At 64.8% G+C, this 15,503-nt stretch carries 22 protein-coding genes and 1 pseudogene; 13 read left to right on the plus strand and 10 right to left on the minus strand.

Features of this window, described 5'->3' with window-relative positions; all coding sequences use genetic code 11:
• Positions 1 to 19 precede the first annotated feature (19 nt).
• The 5 genes from QUE25_RS12650 to QUE25_RS12670 form a co-directional block, all read right to left on the minus strand.
• On the minus strand, positions 20 to 1,453 hold the full coding sequence (locus QUE25_RS12650; RefSeq protein WP_286265554.1) for an MFS transporter: 1,434 nt from the start codon (positions 1,451 to 1,453) through the stop codon (positions 20 to 22).
• An 88-nt stretch (positions 1,454 to 1,541) separates the two neighbouring features.
• Positions 1,542 to 2,582, minus strand: coding sequence for a lysylphosphatidylglycerol synthase domain-containing protein (locus QUE25_RS12655; protein ID WP_286265555.1), 1,041 nt, complete (start codon positions 2,580 to 2,582; stop codon positions 1,542 to 1,544).
• A 137-nt stretch (positions 2,583 to 2,719) separates the two neighbouring features.
• The gene (locus tag QUE25_RS12660; protein ID WP_286265557.1) at positions 2,720 to 3,070 is read right to left on the minus strand and encodes a VOC family protein; all 351 of its coding nucleotides are present in this window, start codon (positions 3,068 to 3,070) and stop codon (positions 2,720 to 2,722) included.
• A gap of 4 nt (positions 3,071 to 3,074) precedes the next feature.
• Positions 3,075 to 3,773 carry a hypothetical protein gene (locus QUE25_RS12665; RefSeq protein WP_286265559.1) on the minus strand — a complete coding sequence of 233 codons (699 nt, stop codon included), beginning with the start codon at positions 3,771 to 3,773 and terminating at the stop codon, positions 3,075 to 3,077.
• Positions 3,770 to 4,240, minus strand: a complete 471-nt coding sequence (locus QUE25_RS12670) for a hypothetical protein (RefSeq protein ID WP_286265561.1) — start codon at positions 4,238 to 4,240, stop codon at positions 3,770 to 3,772. The genes QUE25_RS12665 and QUE25_RS12670 overlap by 4 nt, the downstream gene beginning before the upstream one ends.
• 94 nt (positions 4,241 to 4,334) lie before the next feature.
• Between QUE25_RS12670 and QUE25_RS12675 the strand changes: the two genes are divergently transcribed.
• From QUE25_RS12675 to QUE25_RS12690, 4 genes are all read left to right on the plus strand, one after another.
• Positions 4,335 to 5,081, plus strand: coding sequence for an alpha/beta fold hydrolase (locus QUE25_RS12675; RefSeq protein ID WP_286265563.1), 747 nt, complete (start codon positions 4,335 to 4,337; stop codon positions 5,079 to 5,081).
• Between the two features lie 112 nt (positions 5,082 to 5,193).
• On the plus strand, positions 5,194 to 5,418 hold the full coding sequence (locus QUE25_RS12680) for a hypothetical protein (RefSeq protein ID WP_286265565.1): 225 nt from the start codon (positions 5,194 to 5,196) through the stop codon (positions 5,416 to 5,418).
• A 7-nt stretch (positions 5,419 to 5,425) separates the two neighbouring features.
• Entirely contained in the window at positions 5,426 to 5,884 is a 459-nt protein-coding gene (locus QUE25_RS12685; RefSeq protein WP_483413704.1) for a Clp protease N-terminal domain-containing protein, read from the plus strand.
• Between the two features lie 42 nt (positions 5,885 to 5,926).
• Entirely contained in the window at positions 5,927 to 6,319 is a 393-nt protein-coding gene (locus QUE25_RS12690; RefSeq protein ID WP_286265567.1) for an SRPBCC family protein, read from the plus strand.
• 224 nt (positions 6,320 to 6,543) lie between these two features.
• On the opposite strand, the gene QUE25_RS12695 is transcribed toward QUE25_RS12690, so the two are convergent.
• Positions 6,544 to 7,050 (minus strand): flavodoxin family protein, encoded by a 507-nt coding sequence (locus QUE25_RS12695; protein ID WP_425332719.1) that lies wholly within the window; start codon positions 7,048 to 7,050, stop codon positions 6,544 to 6,546.
• A 410-nt stretch (positions 7,051 to 7,460) separates the two neighbouring features.
• Between QUE25_RS12695 and QUE25_RS12700 the strand changes: the two genes are divergently transcribed.
• Both QUE25_RS12700 and QUE25_RS12705 read left to right on the plus strand, forming a co-directional pair.
• Positions 7,461 to 7,823, plus strand: coding sequence for a hypothetical protein (locus tag QUE25_RS12700; RefSeq protein ID WP_286265569.1), 363 nt, complete (start codon positions 7,461 to 7,463; stop codon positions 7,821 to 7,823).
• An 18-nt stretch (positions 7,824 to 7,841) separates the two neighbouring features.
• A complete protein-coding gene (locus QUE25_RS12705) occupies positions 7,842 to 8,060 on the plus strand; it encodes a VOC family protein (RefSeq protein ID WP_286265571.1) in 219 nt (72 codons plus the stop codon).
• 105 nt (positions 8,061 to 8,165) lie between these two features.
• On the opposite strand, the gene QUE25_RS12710 is transcribed toward QUE25_RS12705, so the two are convergent.
• Entirely contained in the window at positions 8,166 to 8,726 is a 561-nt protein-coding gene (locus QUE25_RS12710) for a dihydrofolate reductase family protein (RefSeq protein ID WP_286265573.1), read from the minus strand.
• A gap of 179 nt (positions 8,727 to 8,905) precedes the next feature.
• On the opposite strand from QUE25_RS12710, the gene QUE25_RS12715 reads away from it, so the two are divergent.
• The 5 genes from QUE25_RS12715 (at position 8,906) to QUE25_RS12735 (ending at position 13,483) form a co-directional block, all read left to right on the plus strand.
• The gene (locus QUE25_RS12715) at positions 8,906 to 9,838 is read left to right on the plus strand and encodes an ABC transporter ATP-binding protein (protein WP_286265574.1); all 933 of its coding nucleotides are present in this window, start codon (positions 8,906 to 8,908) and stop codon (positions 9,836 to 9,838) included.
• Positions 9,839 to 9,861: 23 nt separating this feature from the next.
• Positions 9,862 to 10,602 (plus strand): ABC transporter permease, encoded by a 741-nt coding sequence (locus QUE25_RS12720; RefSeq protein WP_286265576.1) that lies wholly within the window; start codon positions 9,862 to 9,864, stop codon positions 10,600 to 10,602.
• A 12-nt stretch (positions 10,603 to 10,614) separates the two neighbouring features.
• Complete coding sequence (locus tag QUE25_RS12725) at positions 10,615 to 11,436, plus strand: DUF1345 domain-containing protein (protein WP_286265578.1); 822 nt, start codon at positions 10,615 to 10,617, stop codon at positions 11,434 to 11,436.
• 95 nt (positions 11,437 to 11,531) lie between these two features.
• Positions 11,532 to 12,866: a sensor histidine kinase gene (locus tag QUE25_RS12730; protein WP_286265579.1), complete on the plus strand. Its 1,335-nt coding sequence runs from the start codon at positions 11,532 to 11,534 to the stop codon at positions 12,864 to 12,866.
• Positions 12,863 to 13,483 (plus strand): response regulator, encoded by a 621-nt coding sequence (locus QUE25_RS12735; protein WP_286265583.1) that lies wholly within the window; start codon positions 12,863 to 12,865, stop codon positions 13,481 to 13,483. Before QUE25_RS12730 ends, QUE25_RS12735 begins: the two co-directional genes overlap by 4 nt.
• 60 nt (positions 13,484 to 13,543) lie before the next feature.
• On the opposite strand, the gene QUE25_RS12740 is transcribed toward QUE25_RS12735, so the two are convergent.
• On the minus strand, positions 13,544 to 14,278 hold the full coding sequence (locus tag QUE25_RS12740; RefSeq protein WP_286265585.1) for a TetR/AcrR family transcriptional regulator: 735 nt from the start codon (positions 14,276 to 14,278) through the stop codon (positions 13,544 to 13,546).
• A 57-nt stretch (positions 14,279 to 14,335) separates the two neighbouring features.
• Here QUE25_RS12740 and QUE25_RS12745 point away from each other — a divergent pair, with 57 nt between their 5' ends.
• On the plus strand, positions 14,336 to 14,578 hold the full coding sequence (locus tag QUE25_RS12745) for an ATP-binding cassette domain-containing protein (protein ID WP_286265587.1): 243 nt from the start codon (positions 14,336 to 14,338) through the stop codon (positions 14,576 to 14,578).
• A gap of 11 nt (positions 14,579 to 14,589) precedes the next feature.
• On the opposite strand, the pseudogene QUE25_RS14930 reads toward QUE25_RS12745, so the two are convergent.
• A pseudogene (locus tag QUE25_RS14930) lies at positions 14,590 to 14,712 on the minus strand (FAD-dependent monooxygenase); the annotation flags it as partial.
• 60 nt (positions 14,713 to 14,772) lie between these two features.
• On the opposite strand from QUE25_RS14930, the gene QUE25_RS12750 reads away from it, so the two are divergent.
• Positions 14,773 to 15,090, plus strand: coding sequence for an ArsR/SmtB family transcription factor (locus QUE25_RS12750; protein ID WP_286265588.1), 318 nt, complete (start codon positions 14,773 to 14,775; stop codon positions 15,088 to 15,090).
• On the opposite strand, the gene QUE25_RS12755 is transcribed toward QUE25_RS12750, so the two are convergent.
• Complete coding sequence (locus QUE25_RS12755; protein ID WP_286265590.1) at positions 15,087 to 15,491, minus strand: arsenate reductase ArsC; 405 nt, start codon at positions 15,489 to 15,491, stop codon at positions 15,087 to 15,089. The genes QUE25_RS12750 and QUE25_RS12755 overlap by 4 nt on opposite strands.
• Between the last annotated feature and the right edge of the window lie 12 nt (positions 15,492 to 15,503).

Consider the following 15,503-nt stretch of genomic DNA (forward strand, 5'->3'; position numbering starts at 1 on the left):
AGTGACTGAACGCTGTCTCTCAGACTCCGGTGCCGACCAGTTCGTCGGATTCGAACTCGGCCAGTTCGTCCTCGAAGGATGCGGCGTTGTAGTCGGTGTCCTTGGTTTCGTGGACGATGATCAGCGAGATCAGGGTCAGCACGGAGGCCACGGCCAGGTAAACGCCAACCATCCAGGTGCTGCCGCCGGCCTTCGCCCACAGCGCGACCGCGATGATCGGGGCCAGCGCAGCGCCCAGGATGCTGGAGACGTTGTAGGCGATCGCAGATCCGGTGTAGCGCACGTTGGTCGGGAACAGCTCAGGCAGCACGGCGCCCATCGGCCCGAAGGTGATGCCCATCAGGGTGAAGCCGATGATCAGGAAGGCCTGCGTCATTCCGCCGGTCAACATGGCATCCGGACGCAGCGTCAACCACACCGGGAAGGACAGTCCGAAGACGATGATCGCGACCGTGACACCGATGAGCAGCTTGCGGCGTCCGAGCATGTCGGCCACCGGACCGGCCAGCAGCGTGAACAGACCGAAGAAGATCACGCCGATGATCTGCATCAGCACGAAGTCGGTGTAGGCGATGCCCAGGCCCCCGGGGGTCGCAGTCTGCGGCTTGGTGCCGAAGGTCAGCGCGAAGGTGGTCATGAGGTAGAAGAGCACGTAGGTGGCCAGCATGATGAAGGTGCCGAGGATGAGCTCACGCCAGTGGTAGCGCACGGTGTCGCTCAGCGGAACCTTGCGGATCGCGCCCTTCTGCTCGGCCTGGACGAAGGCCTGCGACTCGACGAGCTTGAGGCGAACCCACAAGCCGATGATCACCATGACTGCCGAGAACAGGAAGGGGATGCGCCAACCCCAGCTGAGGAAGGCCTCCGACTGCATGGTCGGACCGTCGGGATGCGGCAGGGCCATGTTGATGAGCAGGAAGAGCCCATTGGCGATGATGAAGCCGAGCGGAGCGCCCAGCTGCGGGAAGGTCCCGTACAGCGCGCGTTTGCCATCGGGGGCGTTCTCGGTCGCCACCAGCGCAGCGCCCGACCATTCACCGCCGAGCGCGAAACCTTGGCACAGCCGCAACGTCAGCAGCAGAACCGGCGCAATCAGCCCCGCACCTTGGAAGGTGGGCAGCAGACCGATGAGGAAGGTCGCCACTCCCATGGTGAGCAGGCTGATCACCAGTGTGGTCTTGCGTCCTCGCTTGTCACCGAGATGACCGAAGAAAATCGCACCGACCGGACGCGCGATCATGGCCGCGCCGAAAACCGCGAATGATGCGATGAGCGCGGTCGTTTCGTTGCCGGTGGGGAAGAACAGCTTGGGGAACACGAGGGCCGCGGCCGTGGCATAGACGTAGAAATCGTAGAACTCGACCGTCGTGCCGACCAGGCTCGCGGCGATCACTCGCCCAGGCGAGTTCAGTGGCGCTTTCGTCTGGATGGGGTTGGCAGAACTGATCGACATGTATGGACTCCTTCTCGGCGTCCATTATCTGACCATTCTGTCTCACCTGTTGGGACCAGTCGATGGGTGAGATCGTTGGGAGCTGGCCCTAGGCGGGTGGCGGGGTTCGTTTCCACAAGGCCAGCGCGATCGTCCCGAGCGCGAAAGGCCCAGCGACGGTGAAGGTCCGCCAGACGAGCAGAGCGGCCAGCGAGGGCTCCAGGATGCCGTCGCCGGCGGTCTGTGCCAGGGATGCGATCATCGCCGAGTCCATGATTCCGAGTCCCTGTGCAGGGAACATGGTCAGTGGGAAGGCGAACAGGTAGGCGGCTGCCAGTTCTACAGCGGGCAGCTGGTCAGGGGTGACGCCCATCGCTCGCAGCGTGATGACCAGCATCAGCAGGTCGATGAGCACGACGGCGTAGCTGACGAGCACAGCGCGCGGGAATCGTCGCGACAGATCGGTGGCCATGTTCGCCTGGAATCCGCGCATGGTCTCCGCCCACTTCTCGGGATCGGTCCGTCGGCGGATGATCCGAACCGTCTTGCCGAACAGACGCCCGAGGGTCGCCGCCCACTCCTGGCTGCGATGCACCAGCAGAACCCCGACGATCAGGGCCGCCGCGACGGCCAGGCTGAGTAGATCGAACAACCGCAGGCCAGGGCTGACCTTGAGGAATGGCAGCAGCGCGAAGCCCAGCAGCGGTGCGGAGAAGCGAGCGATGAAGAAGGTGACGGCGTTCATCGTCGTCGCGGCAAGCGCCGACTCCGTCGAGAGGTTCCACGAGCGGAACATGGCTACTCGCAGCACCATGTCGCTGGGTGCCGGTGCGAATGCTGCGGCAGTGCTTGCGGACAGATCGTTGATGGTGCATCGATACAATCCGACCCCCGGCAGGAAGATCGCCAAGGGGGCGGCGTTGAGTACCTGCCGCGCGACGAGCAGCACCAGCAGGACGAGCGGCGTCCACCACGGCAGGCGCGACAGGGCATCCCAGACTGCAGTCGCGTCAATGCGGCGGTAGGCGCGAACCAGTCCGAAGACGACGAGGACGGCGATTGCGGCCAGAACGATTCGCCGCATCCAGCCGTTCTTGCGTTCGTGCCGAAGGCTGGTGAGGACCTCGTTCGCGTCCTGCTCTGGTGGCATTGCTCAGCTCCCGGGTGAAGATGTGTCGTCTCGGTCAAGTGGTCCCGACTCCTTGACCGGCGAGGAAAGCGCCGCGAAGCACACACATCACGATAGGTGATCGTGCTTGCGGTCTCCTTCAGGCACCGGGAATCTGATCACACGACCCTTTCCGGGCCGTCGATGAGCCCGAGGATCGTGCCGTCGGGCGTGCGGACGGCGGCGACCCGATGGCCACCCCCGACCTCGCGCGGCTCGCTGGCGAGTGTGGCACCGAGGTCGAGGGCACGTTGGATCGACGCTTCCAGTTCGGGGACTCTGATGTGGGCGACCACGCCCGGAGTTTCTCCAGGTTGGGTCGGCGTGAGGCCGATTTCGATGCCGGAGATCTGGAACCCGACGTAGAAGGGCTTGTCGGTGTGCGGCTCGGCGTCGAGGATGGACGAGTGCAGTGCCTTCGCGGCTTGCAGATCGGAGACTTTGTAGAGGACATTGTCGAGTCTGTTCATGTCTTTATGAGACCACCACAGGGGTGCGGCGGTGACGGCGCTGCACGGCGGTGAAGACCCACCACAGCGACTGCGCCAACAGGACTGTTGCTGCGCCGAGGATCACGGTGATGAGGGATTCCGGGGTCCAGCGGCCGCCCATGGCGAGGGCGGCGACGGTCACCGACGACGCGACGACGGCAACGATCATGATGATGCGCGCACCGATCTGGGCCGAGTCTCGGTTGCGAGCGACCGCCAGGGCCAGTTCGATGATCTGCACCACAGCCACACCGCCGCCGGCGCCGATCGCAAAAACGATGACACCGTCGGACAGTGGTCTGTCGCTCATGGCGAGGACGAATGCGATGGCGGTGATCAGCAGCGCCTGAGCGTCCAGCACGGCTGCGAGGAGCTGCCAGGAGCGCGCGCCCCGGGGATCTTGCCGCTTCCGCGGGATGAAATCCCAAGCCCGGGCGTCGAGCCAACGGCTTGCGACGAGCGCGATGGCGAACGTACTCAGCGGCGCCACGAGCGAGGCGAACAGGTTGCCGCTGATCAGCCATACGATCGCCCCGATGGCCACGACGATCGGAGGCGAGCACAGTCGTCCGAACCACCATCCGCGCACGTACAACGATCGGGCTTCGGGTAGCACCGTCGGATGCAGGAGCCGTTTCACGGCAGGATCGGGCAGGGTCACTGCCTCATGCATGTCGTTCATCTGGACCTCCAAGGAGTTGTCGTCAGGTATTCGGGATCGATGTTCGGTCTGGCGAGTTCGTAGACCTTCTGCCGTGCCACACCGAGTGCGCCCGCCACGGTCACCGCGCTGAACTCGTCGAGGAGCGCATCGACACAGACCGACCGGACGCTCGCGGCGCGGGCGACGAGATGAGACATCAAGGCGCTGACCTCGGCAGCGAGCAGAGCAACGGCTCGTTCTCCGCCGAAGGCGACCGCCCAGGCCTCCTCTCCCGATGCTGCGGCCTGATAAAGACGGTCGCCGGCATCTTCGAGATGAGATTCGACCTCCAGGGGTGTGACACCGGCCGCCCGGAAGCGCTCGATGACAGCATTGACCGTTGCTGGGCTGTCTTTCCGGCGGTGTGCGAGGACTCGTGTCCACGCCGCCTCCTCGGAGAGGGTCGTGCCTGCATCGGGTTTGTCACCCCTGGGGTTACTCTTCATGGATCAAGCATTACACGCCGGGGTCAAGTCGTCAACCCCGGGGTGACAAATCATTGGCGACCGTGATGCCGCTGCCGTCTTGCAGACTGGCAACATGACGACGTCAACCAATGGTGGGACCGCGCCCGCGATGCGTCCCCTTCTTCTTCTGCCCGGATACTGGCTCGGTGCATGGATCTGGGGGCCGATCGTTGAGTCCCTGACCGGCCGAGGGGTACGCGCGCAAGCGGTCACCCTGCCCGGCCTCGAATCGTCCCAGGCTCGGCGCGACCAGGTGCACTTTGCCGATCACGTGGATTTCGTGGTCGCGAACCTTGAGGCATTTGGTGAGCCTGCGGTACTCGCCGCTCACAGCGGCTCAGGTGCAGTCGCAACCGCTGTCTCGGACCGCGTACCCGAGCTCCTCGCGAAGATCGTCTACGTCGACTCGGGCCCTTGCACCGATGGGACGATCCCGGTGCCCGATCTTCCTGCCGAGGCCACGGAGTTGCCCTTCCCGGGGGTCGACGCGCTGCCCGCAACCGGGGCGAGCGTGGAGGGGATCAGTGATCAGGACAAGGCTCGATTCGAGGCGCTTGCGGTTCCGCATCCTGCTGGGGCCTGCCGGGAGCCGGTGGAGTTGCATGATTCACGGCGCAACGCGATCCCGGCGACCCTGGTCTGCTGCTCGATCCGCAGCGAGCAGGTGCGCGAACTTGCCGCCGCGGGGGAGCCGACGTTCGCGGCCGTGAACGATCTCACCGACCTCACGTTCATCGATCTGCCCACCGGACACTGGCCGATGTTCTCCCGGCCGGACGATCTGGCCGAGCTCTTGTACCGCGAGGCCGCGGACGCCTGAGGCACGAGCGGAAAAGCTCCGGTTCGGCTAGGGGAGCGATCGGGCGACCAGATAGGCAACTCGTGTTGACTATTGCATATAAGCAATGTAAGTTGCCTATATGGCACAGAAAATGATCCCACCTACGGGTGGCCCCGCAGATGAGTTGGCTGCTGTCGTCGCGTTGCGTGAACTGGCCGATCGGCTGGAGGACGCCGCGGTGGAGAAAGCCATGCGGCAGGGCTGGTCATGGTCACAGGTCGCGGAGGGTCTGGGCGTCACACGCCAGGCCGTGCACAAGAAACACCTGCATCGGCTCATCGCTGCGGGTGTCGAGTTGAGGAGGCGAAATGGTTGACGAGAAGATGAACAGGTCATTGCAGGCGGTGCTGTCGCGCGCGATCGACGAAGCGAGTGCCCGTAGATCGACCACGGTAGAAGCGGAGCATCTGCTGCTGGCTCTGGCCACCGATGAGGGATTGATCGCGGCAAAGGTGCTTGCCGATGCAGGTCTGACCCATGATGCGATCGAGGCTGCGCTGGATCAGGAGCGGGCCGAGAGCCTGGCTGCGGCCGGGATCGGGCCGGTGGATGAGAGTCGTCTGGCTGCGACGCCGCGCCAGGTGCGTCCTGGATGGGGTCCCTCCGTGAAGGAGGCGATCCTTCGCGGCAAGAAGCCGGTGATTTCGGACGGGCGACACCGACCGTCCGAAACCGAACTGCTGATCGGGATCCTGCAGGCGAACCTCGGGACGGTGCCGCGCATGCTGGCGATCGCAGGCATCGACCGCGGCGACCTCATCGAACGCGCTCGGCAGGCGTGAGTGTCCGTAGGCCGACGAGGTAGTGAGTGACAGACTCGGGTTATGGAGAGCAGGCATATCAGCCGGGTGATCGCAGCATCCCCCGAAGCGGTCTATGCGTACGCGTCCGACCCCGACAATCTCGCGAAATGGGCTGCAGGGCTGACGCAAAGCGAGGTGATCCGGGACGGCGACAGCCTGCTCGTAGAGTCTCCGATGGGGCAGGTCACCGTCGTCTTCACACCCCGCAACGATTTTGGGGTCATCGATCATGATGTGCGGCTGCCCTCCGGGGAGGTTGTGAACAATCCGGTCAGGGTCGTTGCGCATCCTGACGGTGCGGAGATCATCTTCACCATTCGCCAGCTCGGGCTCACCGATGAGGAGTTCGATCGCGATGCGGCGATGGTCGAACAGGATCTTGACACCCTGAAGATGATTGTCGAACGGCTCTGAGGGCGATAGCTACCTTATTAAGCACCCACGTCGCATCGATGCTGACGTAGGGTTGGGATGCGTGCGGCCGCTGGGCCCCCAATCAGCGAACGTGCCTTGGCTGGCCACGACTTCGACGGCGTTCGCCGTGCGCTTTTCGACCGGAACCCGCCGGACTTCAAGTACTTGCCGGCGAGTAGGCGCAGCACGTCGCCACACCTCGGGTCGGGCGAGTGCCGCCAGTGTCACTGTGAGGGCGACATGCTCTGTCGCAGCTGTCTTCCCCACTGCGTGGCGCGCTCAAGCTCGCCCTTGCGCAGCGGGCCGTATTTCCCGGTCACGACGAAGCCCTCGGGCCGGGCAATCAACTGGTACCCCTTTGCCCGCAGTCCCTCAGCCACGGTCGGGGCACCTTTGCCGAACGGACCACGAACGCGGGTATCGAATGCCGCACATTGACCCGTGCCGGGCGGCAATGTCTCCAGCCAGGCACGAAGCGGCGGAGCGGACAAATCGGGAGCGGGCGCCCCGGACTCCGGGCTGTCCTGGATGCTCTGCCGCGTTCGCTCCGAGGACAGCTGAAACCCGAACACGGGACCGCCGGCGACCACCAGATCAGCACCGGCAAGCTCCTCGGCCGTGGCCTGCGCGGTGGACAGCACCTTCGCCTCAGGCCCTAGACCCTCGGCAATCGCATCGGCCACGGCGGCGGTATTGCCCCACAACGACTCATAAACCACAACCATCTTCACGATTGCCCTCTTCCCAAGCGCCGCTCGTCAAGCCTCCATACCTGGATCATCCTGGCAACGTGGGCCATACGTCCATGCTAGGGCTGTCTGTGTCGCGGGGCGCGAGATCCGGTGCCTCTCGGCGCAGGAAGGCGTTGCGGCGGTGAGCGGGGTAGTGGGAGCTTGGCTTGTGGCAGCCGCTATCGGGACTGCTCAGAGCATTGGATCGGATCTCGTGCCTGATATTCTGGTTGTTAGCACTTGTTGTGCTCTCGCGCAGTCGATGACGAAGTGCTCGTCTGACACATTCGCGGAGAGGACTGGCGTCTGCCAGGACATGTCCGCGGTGGAGATTGCGCAACCGGCTCCTGTTCGGGGGTGGGTTGTGTTCACCAAGCCGCGAATGCGGCGCGAGAGAAGGGTTGTTTCTCATGTCGACGATGAAGACGGACAAGACGGTCAAAGACCTGCAAACCGTTGTGGACAAGATTGCCGAATGGCCGGAACCGTATGCGACGATCGGTGCGCGGCTGCACGAGACGATCATGGGCGCGGGGCCGAAGCTCAAGCCACGAATCTGGTACGGCATGCCGGGCTATGCCGTTGGGCGTAGTGCTCCGGTGCTGGTGTTCTTCCGCGTGGACGACGGGGTGATGTCGCTCGGATTGTCCGAGAAGGCGACGGCTGAGCGCGAACCCGACAGCACTTTGCGGCCATGTGCCTGGTTCCTTGATGAGATTGATGACGTCACCGCCGCGAAGGTTGCAGACCTCGTGCGGATGGCATTTCGCTGATCAAGATCGGCACGCGGTGTGCTCTTGGTCGCCGATCACCGGCACGCTCCGGTGAATGCGCTGGGCTACCTCCGCGCCATGTTCACTGTCGACGACATCGACGAGACACTCGTCCGGCTCGCGAAGTACGGCGCTGAATTCGTCGGTGAGATCGTGCAGTACGAGCAGGCATACCAGCTCGGCTACCTGCGCGGGCCCGAAGGCATCCTTATCGGGCTCGCCCAGGAACCGGACTGACCGGGCGGGTCTGGCGACGTCGGTGGTCGGGTGCTTGCCGCAGGCCTGGTCGACGAGCGCATTGACGTCGTGGTGATTCGGGGCAACCGGGGCGCTTCATCTGCGCTATCGCGTGGGCCGGTATCGTAGGGCGACCGCTCCCGACCGGAACTCGTGACGATCGACGAGCTCGAGTTGGATGCGCTCGCGCAGACCGGCAAGCAACGCTGGCCCGTATCCGGCAAGAACCGGCTGCACAACGAACTCGTACTCGTCGATGAGTCCCAGATCTGCCAGCGCCCGGGGCAGGGTCACGCCTCCCACCCACAGGCCCTCGCCTGGCTGCTGCTTGAGCCGCTGTACCGCTGGTCCCAAGTCGCTCCGCACCAGTTCGGCATTCCAGTCGACCCCGCTCAGTGTGCTCGATACGACGTACTTCTTCGCCTGATCGATGGCCTCGGCGAATGGGATTTCCCACTCATTCATCCAGTCAGGCCACGTGCCCGTGGCCGGCCTCCGCCAGGCTGACTCCATCATCTCGTAGGTCACCCGACCGAAGAGCAGGGCATCGACCCGCTGCATCTCAGCGGTCCAGTAGCGCATCGACTCCTCGTCCGGGGGAAGCCCGGCCTCGTGATGACAACAGCCGTCGAGTGTGACGTTGATCGAGTATCGAAGTGGTCTCATCTCGCTGCTCCCTTGATGCGCCGCGCGTCCACCGGACCGTGCTCAGATGACCAGTCAACACCGTCACAGTGTCTCCGCGGCAGTTGCTCGATATCCACCGATCGGTGGATGCGGGAATCAACCCGAGCCGGACGCGATGGGCGATGTGGTGGGGCACCGCGCGTCCGTAGCCTCGTCTTATGACTGCAATGGAGGTACAGAATCTGCACAAGCGCTATGGCCGGCGCGTTGCTGTCGAGGATGTCTCCTTCACCGTTGAAGCAGGGGAGATCTTCGGCATCATCGGGCCGAACGGCGCAGGCAAGACGACAACGGTGGAAAGCATCGCCGGCCTACGAGTGCCCGACTCGGGAACGATCTCCGTGCTCGGGCTCGACCCGGTCAAGGACCGGGCGGAGGTGCGCGAGTGCCTCGGAGTGCAATTGCAGGAAAGCAGCTTCCCGGATGCGATCACGGTATCCGAGGCGCTCGAGCTCTACAGCTCCTTCTACCGGAACCCGGTCGACTGGCAGGATCTGATGGAACTCCTGGGCCTGGGTGACAAACGCAAGGCGAGATACAAGGCCCTTTCCGGCGGGCAGAAGCAGCGGCTCTCGATCGCGCTGGCGTTGGTCGGCGGCCCAAGAATTGCCATTCTCGATGAGCTCACAACGGGACTGGACCCGCAGTCTCGGCGTGACACCTGGAGCCTCATCGAACGGGTCCGTGACTCCGGCGTGACGATCCTGCTCGTCACCCACCTCATGGACGAGGCAGAACGTCTCTGCGATCGGATCGCCGTCATTGACGGCGGCAGGGTCGCTGCGTTGGATACCCCGGCTGGCCTGATCGCCGCGGCCAGCGTTATGCAGCAGGTCAGATTCCGTCTCAGCAGGCCGCTGGACAAACGCCTGTTGACCGAACTGCCCGAAGTGAGCGATGTAGAGATCACCGAGGGCCGCTATCTGGTTACCGGCAGCGGGCAGCTGTTGGGCAGCGTCGCCGGGGCTCTTGCCCGGGCGGAGATCGTCGCCGAAGATCTCCGGATCGATCAGCGCAGCCTCGACGACGCCTTCGTGGCCTTCACGGGCCGCCCGCCGGAATCATCGGCACCCCGCCAAGAGGAGGCCTGATCCATATGAGTGCCCTCACGAACATGATCAAGGTGGAGACGAAGCTCTTCCTTCGAGACCGTGCCACAGTGCTCTTCGGGGTGCTGTTCCCCACGGCGCTCCTTCTCGGGCTGGGTTCCATTCCCGATCTCAGGACGCCCTCGGCGGATCTGGGCGGGCTGCGTCCCATTGACGTCTGGGCGCCGACAGCGCTGGTGTTCGGGATCGTGATGATCGCCGTGCAGCATGTGCCCACGGTGATCGCGACCTACCGGGAACGCGGCATTCTGCGCAGGCTGTCGACGACTCCGGTACATCCGCGCAACGTGCTGATCGCACAGATGATCGTCGCCTTCTCTTCCGTGCTCGTCTCTGCGGCACTGATGATCTTTGCCGCGTGGGCGGTGCTCGGCATCGCGCCGCCCGAGCAACCTCTGAAATTCGCCGTCGCCTTCGTCATCGGCTACGCCGCCGTGCTGGGAATCAGCATGATCACCGCAGCGGTGGTGCGCTCCAGCAGCGCGGCAACATCGATCGGCACGCTTCTGTTTGTCGTTCTGATGTTCTTCGGCGGGGCCTTTCTGCCGCGAGCGATCATGCCCGAGGTGCTCCAGACGATCGGTGATTTCGTGCCGCCGGGCCTGCAAGCGTTGATCTCGTCCTGGTCCCCGGCAGCAGGTGAGATCACCGGCGCCGGAATGTCGTTCTGGGTGCAGCTCTCCGTCATGGCCGGCATTGCGGTGATCACGGCCGCGGTGGCTGCGAAGCTGTTCCGCTGGGAGTAGGGAGGAGGCAGGATGGCAGCGAGATTCCGGTCGGCCATTCTCGATGAGAAGAAGCGTTCGGCCGTGTGCGCGGCAGTAACCATCCTGGTCGCCGTGCCGATCAGCTATCTGTGGCTCCGGCACGAGGGCGCACCGGCCGAGCATGTGGCGGCAGTCGGCGCCGTCATCGTGTGGACTGTGTTCGCGGTCGTCGAGGCGGGCGCGACGTTCCTCGCCTATCGCGGTCTCACCTCGGATCAACTACTCGCGGTGCTCAAGGCGGATACCGGCGCCGCAACCGACGCCGAGTCGCCGCGAGCGGAGCAGCAGCAGAGCGAGTCGGTATCCGCCGAGACTGGCCCGGGCGCCATCGTCCAGGCCTTCGCCGGGAGGCTCTCCGGCAGCATCGAACAGGGTCGGCGGTACTGGCGCCGCGGCACCCACGACAGCTATCAGGTGCCGTCGTGGTCGGTGCACGTGTCGATCCTGGCGTTGCTGGTGGTCGGTGGCATTCTCGTGACCCCGGCGCTGCGCGGTTCCCAGTCGGTGCTGTTCGTCGCGCTGGCGATGGTCATCGGTTCCTGGGTGAACGTGCTGGTCTCCTATGGCGTCCACTACGCCCGGCTGGACATCCGCGCACGGGTGTTCTCCTTTCCAGGCGGTCAGCTGCGCGAGTTCGTCGACTACCTATACCTGGCCCTGGCCGTGCAGACCGCCTTCGGTACGAACGACGTGTCGGTGACCAGCGTGGCGGGGCGGCGAGCCGTGATGGGTCACAGTGCCCTCGCGTTCGTGTTCAACTCGGTGCTCATCGCCATGATCGTGTCGCTGATGCTGAGCTCCGCATACGGTTGAGATGGCAGCCAATTGCGGCAATGGCAGGGAACGCACCGAGCACGAGCGCACGCACGAACACGGCAAGCGCATCCGAGCGGAGCAGGAGGTGGCAGATGCCGGATCCCCGGATCAGTGACCGCCCGAACCTCGGAGCGCCCGCAGTCGCCGCGGATGGGGAGCGGACGAATCGCGCCCGCCTGGCTCGGAAAGAACAAGACCTGCGGATCTGGGATTATCTCCAGTTGGGCACCCCCTGGGTTCTGCTGGCGCTCTCCACGACGATCTACTTCTCGTGGGCGTTACCGGCCTCCGGAGAGGGTTACTGGCCCGACGGGGCATCTGTCCTCGGACTCGTTGCGGTCACGGCAACGTGGGTGCTGTTCGGTCACACGCTGCCCATCAGGAGAAAGACGCTCCGACCTGTGCCCGCCGTCATCTATTTCGTCGGGTTCTTGGCGCTGTGCCTCATCTTCATGACCTACTCCGAGGTCTTCGTCATCTTCACCATTTCGGGATTCTTCTACGCCTACCTGCTCACTCCCTGGCCGGTAGGGGTACTCGGCGTCCTGGCCACCTCCGTCGTCCTCAATGGCTCGATGCTGCTGCGCAGCGAGCTGACCCCGCAGACGCTAGTGATGTTCATCCTGATCGTCCTCGTCCAGACGGCGGCAATCGGCGTGGGAATCCCCTTCTCAGCACGAACCGAGACCGAAGAACGCAAACGAGAGAAACTCGTGGAGCAACTCGAAACGACACTGCATGAGAATGCCGGCCTGCATGCGCAGCTGGTCGCCCAGGCCCGGGAATCGGGCATCCAGGACGAGCGACAGCGACTGGCCGGCGAGATCCACGACACCCTGGCCCAGGGCCTAGCCGGCATCATCACGCAACTTCAAGCCGCGGAGCGTTCCGCGAACGTTCAGGGCGAGGCGGAGAGCCATGTGGCGGTGGCGCTTCGGCTCGCGCGCAGCAGCCTGGCCGAGGCTCGGCGGTCTGTACGGGCGCTCGCTCCCGAGGAACTCGGCAGAGCGCAGCTTCCCGATGCTCTCCGAACGCTGGCCGAGCGATGGTCGCAGGACGAGGGCGTCCCGGTGCAGGTGGAGGTCACGGGCATCCAGCTGCCTATCAGTCCGGCGATCGAGGTGTCGCTCTTCCGTGTCGCCCAGGAAGCGCTGACCAACGTGGCGAAACATGCGGAGGCCTCGCGGGTCGGCCTGACACTGTCGTATGCGGGCCCCGAGGTGTTGCTCGATGTGCGGGACGATGGACGCGGATTCGCGCAAACCGAGAACCCAGGCTTCGGCCTGACGAGCATGCGTCAGCGCATCAGAGGTGTGGGTGGCTACCTCGAGGTGGAGAGCGTGCCGGGCGAGGGGACATCCGTGAGTGCGCGGGTACCGGCAATCGTTCTTCCGGGGCATGCGAGCGAGGAGGAGGGCGACCGATGATTCGCTTGCTGATCGTCGATGACCATCCGATCGTCAGAGGCGGACTCCGGGACACGTTTGCGAACGCAGAGGACATCGTCGTGGTGGGCGAAGCCGGTGACGGCGCCGAGGGCATCAAACGCGCGGTGGCGCTGGCGGCGGATGTCGTGCTCATGGATCTCCGGATGCCCGGGACCGACGGTGTGACCGCTACCGCGACCCTGCGCGAGCGAGTCCCGGATATTCGGGTGCTGATCCTCACCACCTTCGACAGCGAAGGTGACGTCTTGCCGGCGATCGAGGCGGGTGCGATCGGCTACCTCCTGAAGGACGCTGTTCCCGATGAGTTGATGCGAGCCGTCCGGGCGGCGGCGCGCGGGGAAGCAGTGCTTGCACCGTCGGTGACACAGCACCTCATGGGCCATGTCCGCAGACCGAGCGCCGGCGTGCTGACCGATCGCGAGAAGCAGGTGCTGGAGCTGGTGGCGAACGGCAACTCGAACCGGGAGGCCGCGGCGGCCTTGTTCATCGGCGAGGCGAGCATCAAGACCCACCTGCAGCACATCTACGACAAGCTGGGCGTCCGGGATCGAGCCTCAGCGGTGGCCGAAGGCTATCGCCGACGCCTGCTCAAGTGAACGCCCGGCCAAGGACGTCGACGCAAACGCCGTCACGGGGTCGGCCGCGAGCGTCCACCGTTACGACAGGCGCCCTTGGATGCGGGCTTGAATGCCGTCGAGGATGGTATCGAGGCCGAATGCCAGGGCGTGCGCGGGGTTCTGTGCGGCGTCGAACGCCGCGCCGACAGCGCTGCCGACCCGCGCGGACACGGTGAGGCTGTCGTCTGTCATCACCTGTTCTAGGACGGGAGCGACGATTCCCCACCACTCGGCATCGGACATGCCGGAGTCATCGCGTGTGCTGGCGGAGCTTCGTCTTGCGCGGGCTGTCGCGTCGACGAGGCTCAGGATCAGCGTGAGGGCCGCGTCCATCTCGACATCGGACAGCCCGATGCCATCAAGGGGGCGCAACTCAGTCTCGTACTTGCGGCTGATGTTCGGCCCGACCGTTAGTCGGGATGAACGTAGATCGAGCAGCCACGGGTGCCGGGCGTAGAGGTCCCAGTTCCGCTCGGCAATGAATCTCACTGCATCTCGCCAGTCACCTACGCGAGCCGCGGCCTCGACATCGTTGTTGTACAGCTCCGCGTAGACCGCATCGACCATCAGTGCGGTGAGGTCGTCCTTGCCGGGCACATGCGTGTAGAGGGACATCGTGCCTACGCCGAGCCGTTCGGCGACCTTGCGCATCGAGGTTGCGTCGAGGCCATCGGCATCGGCGATCTCGATGCCCGCCTTGACGATCGCCGAGACCGAGAGACCAGACCTTCCTGGGCTGGGGTGGTGTCCCCATAGCAGGTAGATGCTGCGCACCAGGTCCGGCGCCGGCGAATCGGGCTTGTTGGCCAGTACGCCGCCGTCGATGAGGAGATGTCCGGCCTGCAGAACCTGATGATGTTCGGTCGGCTCAGCAGGCTTCCGATCCGGGCGGCTCGCCGCCGAGCCCACGAGTTGCTGGAGCAGTTCGGACTGGCCGAGACTGGATCGAAACGAGTCAGCGCGTACTCGGGTGGCATGCGCAGGCGGCTCGACCTTTCCGTCGCGCTGATCGTGGACCCGCAGATCCTCTTCGTCGACGAACCGACCACCGGGCTTGACCCCAGCGAGTCGTAGTACCGAGGCCATGATCCGGCAGGCGAGGCGGAGGCGTCGAGGATCACCGACGCAGTTCCCGCTCTGCCGAGGTGGTGAGCGGCGGCTAGGCCGGCCTGCCCGGCGCCGATCACCAAGGTGTCTGTCGTCGTCATGTCCACGATCGCATCGTATCGTCATTTCCCGAAGTGACGATACGAGACTAGAATGAAGTCATGAGTGGTTCGTTGTTCCTGGCGGAGACGCAGGCGTTCCTGAAGGCGCTGGCCAGCGAGACGCGACAGCAGATCATGCAGGAGTTCGCCACCGGCGCGGCACTGACGGTCGGTGAGATCGCTGAGAGGTGTGGGATCGGGCAGTCCACCGCCTCGGAGCAGTTGACGATCCTGAGACAGGGGGGTCTGGTGACCTCAACGCGGGCGGGCAAGCAGGTGCGGTATCGGGCGGACCCGAGCCGGATCAGTGACCAGCTGGAGGTGCTGGGCGACTTCCTTGCACGCTGCTGCCCGCCAACGGGAGCGGGCGATTCCTAGCTGGCGAGAGAGGCGATCAGCCCCTCAATACGGGCACGGATGTCGTCGCGGATCGGCCGCACAGCATCGATGCCTTGCCCGGCGGGGTCGTCGAGCTTCCAGTCCTCGTAGCGCTTGCCCGGGTAGTAGGGGCAGGCGTCGCCGCACCCCATCGTGATCACCACATCCGAGGCCTGGACGGCCTCAGGCGTGAGCACCTTGGGCTGCTCCGCGGCGATGTCGATGCCCTCTTCGCGCATGGCTTCGACGGCGATGGGGTTGATCTGGTCGGCGGGCATGGAGCCGGCGGAGCGGACCTCGATCCGGTCGCCGGCGAGGTGGCGGAGGTAGCCGGCTGCCATCTGGGAGCGGCCGGCGTTGTGGATGCAGACGAACAGCACGGACGGCTTGGGGTCGGTCATGGTCGGGTCTCT

The sequence above is a fragment of the Brooklawnia propionicigenes genome (assembly GCF_030297015.1).
Taxonomy (GTDB): Bacteria; Actinomycetota; Actinomycetes; order Propionibacteriales; family Propionibacteriaceae; genus Brooklawnia; species Brooklawnia propionicigenes.

Coding starts and splice junctions, on each gene's coding strand:
- QUE25_RS12720 (WP_286265576.1), top strand. CDS start 9,862: ATGATCAAGGTGGAGACGAAGCTCTTCCTTCGAGACCGTGCCACAGTG.
- QUE25_RS12725 (WP_286265578.1), top strand. CDS start 10,615: ATGGCAGCGAGATTCCGGTCGGCCATTCTCGATGAGAAGAAGCGTTCG.
- QUE25_RS12680 (WP_286265565.1), top strand. CDS start 5,194: ATGATCCCACCTACGGGTGGCCCCGCAGATGAGTTGGCTGCTGTCGTC.
- QUE25_RS12745 (WP_286265587.1), top strand. CDS start 14,336: ATGTCCGGCCTGCAGAACCTGATGATGTTCGGTCGGCTCAGCAGGCTT.
- QUE25_RS12735 (WP_286265583.1), top strand. CDS start 12,863: ATGATTCGCTTGCTGATCGTCGATGACCATCCGATCGTCAGAGGCGGA.
- QUE25_RS12710 (WP_286265573.1), bottom strand. CDS start 8,726: ATGAGACCACTTCGATACTCGATCAACGTCACACTCGACGGCTGTTGT.
- QUE25_RS12690 (WP_286265567.1), top strand. CDS start 5,927: ATGGAGAGCAGGCATATCAGCCGGGTGATCGCAGCATCCCCCGAAGCG.
- QUE25_RS12755 (WP_286265590.1), bottom strand. CDS start 15,491: ATGACCGACCCCAAGCCGTCCGTGCTGTTCGTCTGCATCCACAACGCC.
- QUE25_RS12670 (WP_286265561.1), bottom strand. CDS start 4,240: ATGAAGAGTAACCCCAGGGGTGACAAACCCGATGCAGGCACGACCCTC.
- QUE25_RS12675 (WP_286265563.1), top strand. CDS start 4,335: ATGACGACGTCAACCAATGGTGGGACCGCGCCCGCGATGCGTCCCCTT.
- QUE25_RS12650 (WP_286265554.1), bottom strand. CDS start 1,453: ATGTCGATCAGTTCTGCCAACCCCATCCAGACGAAAGCGCCACTGAAC.
- QUE25_RS12730 (WP_286265579.1), top strand. CDS start 11,532: ATGCCGGATCCCCGGATCAGTGACCGCCCGAACCTCGGAGCGCCCGCA.
- QUE25_RS12660 (WP_286265557.1), bottom strand. CDS start 3,070: ATGAACAGACTCGACAATGTCCTCTACAAAGTCTCCGATCTGCAAGCC.
- QUE25_RS12685 (WP_483413704.1), top strand. CDS start 5,426: ATGAACAGGTCATTGCAGGCGGTGCTGTCGCGCGCGATCGACGAAGCG.
- QUE25_RS12715 (WP_286265574.1), top strand. CDS start 8,906: ATGACTGCAATGGAGGTACAGAATCTGCACAAGCGCTATGGCCGGCGC.
- QUE25_RS12750 (WP_286265588.1), top strand. CDS start 14,773: ATGAGTGGTTCGTTGTTCCTGGCGGAGACGCAGGCGTTCCTGAAGGCG.
- QUE25_RS12665 (WP_286265559.1), bottom strand. CDS start 3,773: ATGAACGACATGCATGAGGCAGTGACCCTGCCCGATCCTGCCGTGAAA.
- QUE25_RS12700 (WP_286265569.1), top strand. CDS start 7,461: ATGTCGACGATGAAGACGGACAAGACGGTCAAAGACCTGCAAACCGTT.
- QUE25_RS12655 (WP_286265555.1), bottom strand. CDS start 2,582: ATGCCACCAGAGCAGGACGCGAACGAGGTCCTCACCAGCCTTCGGCAC.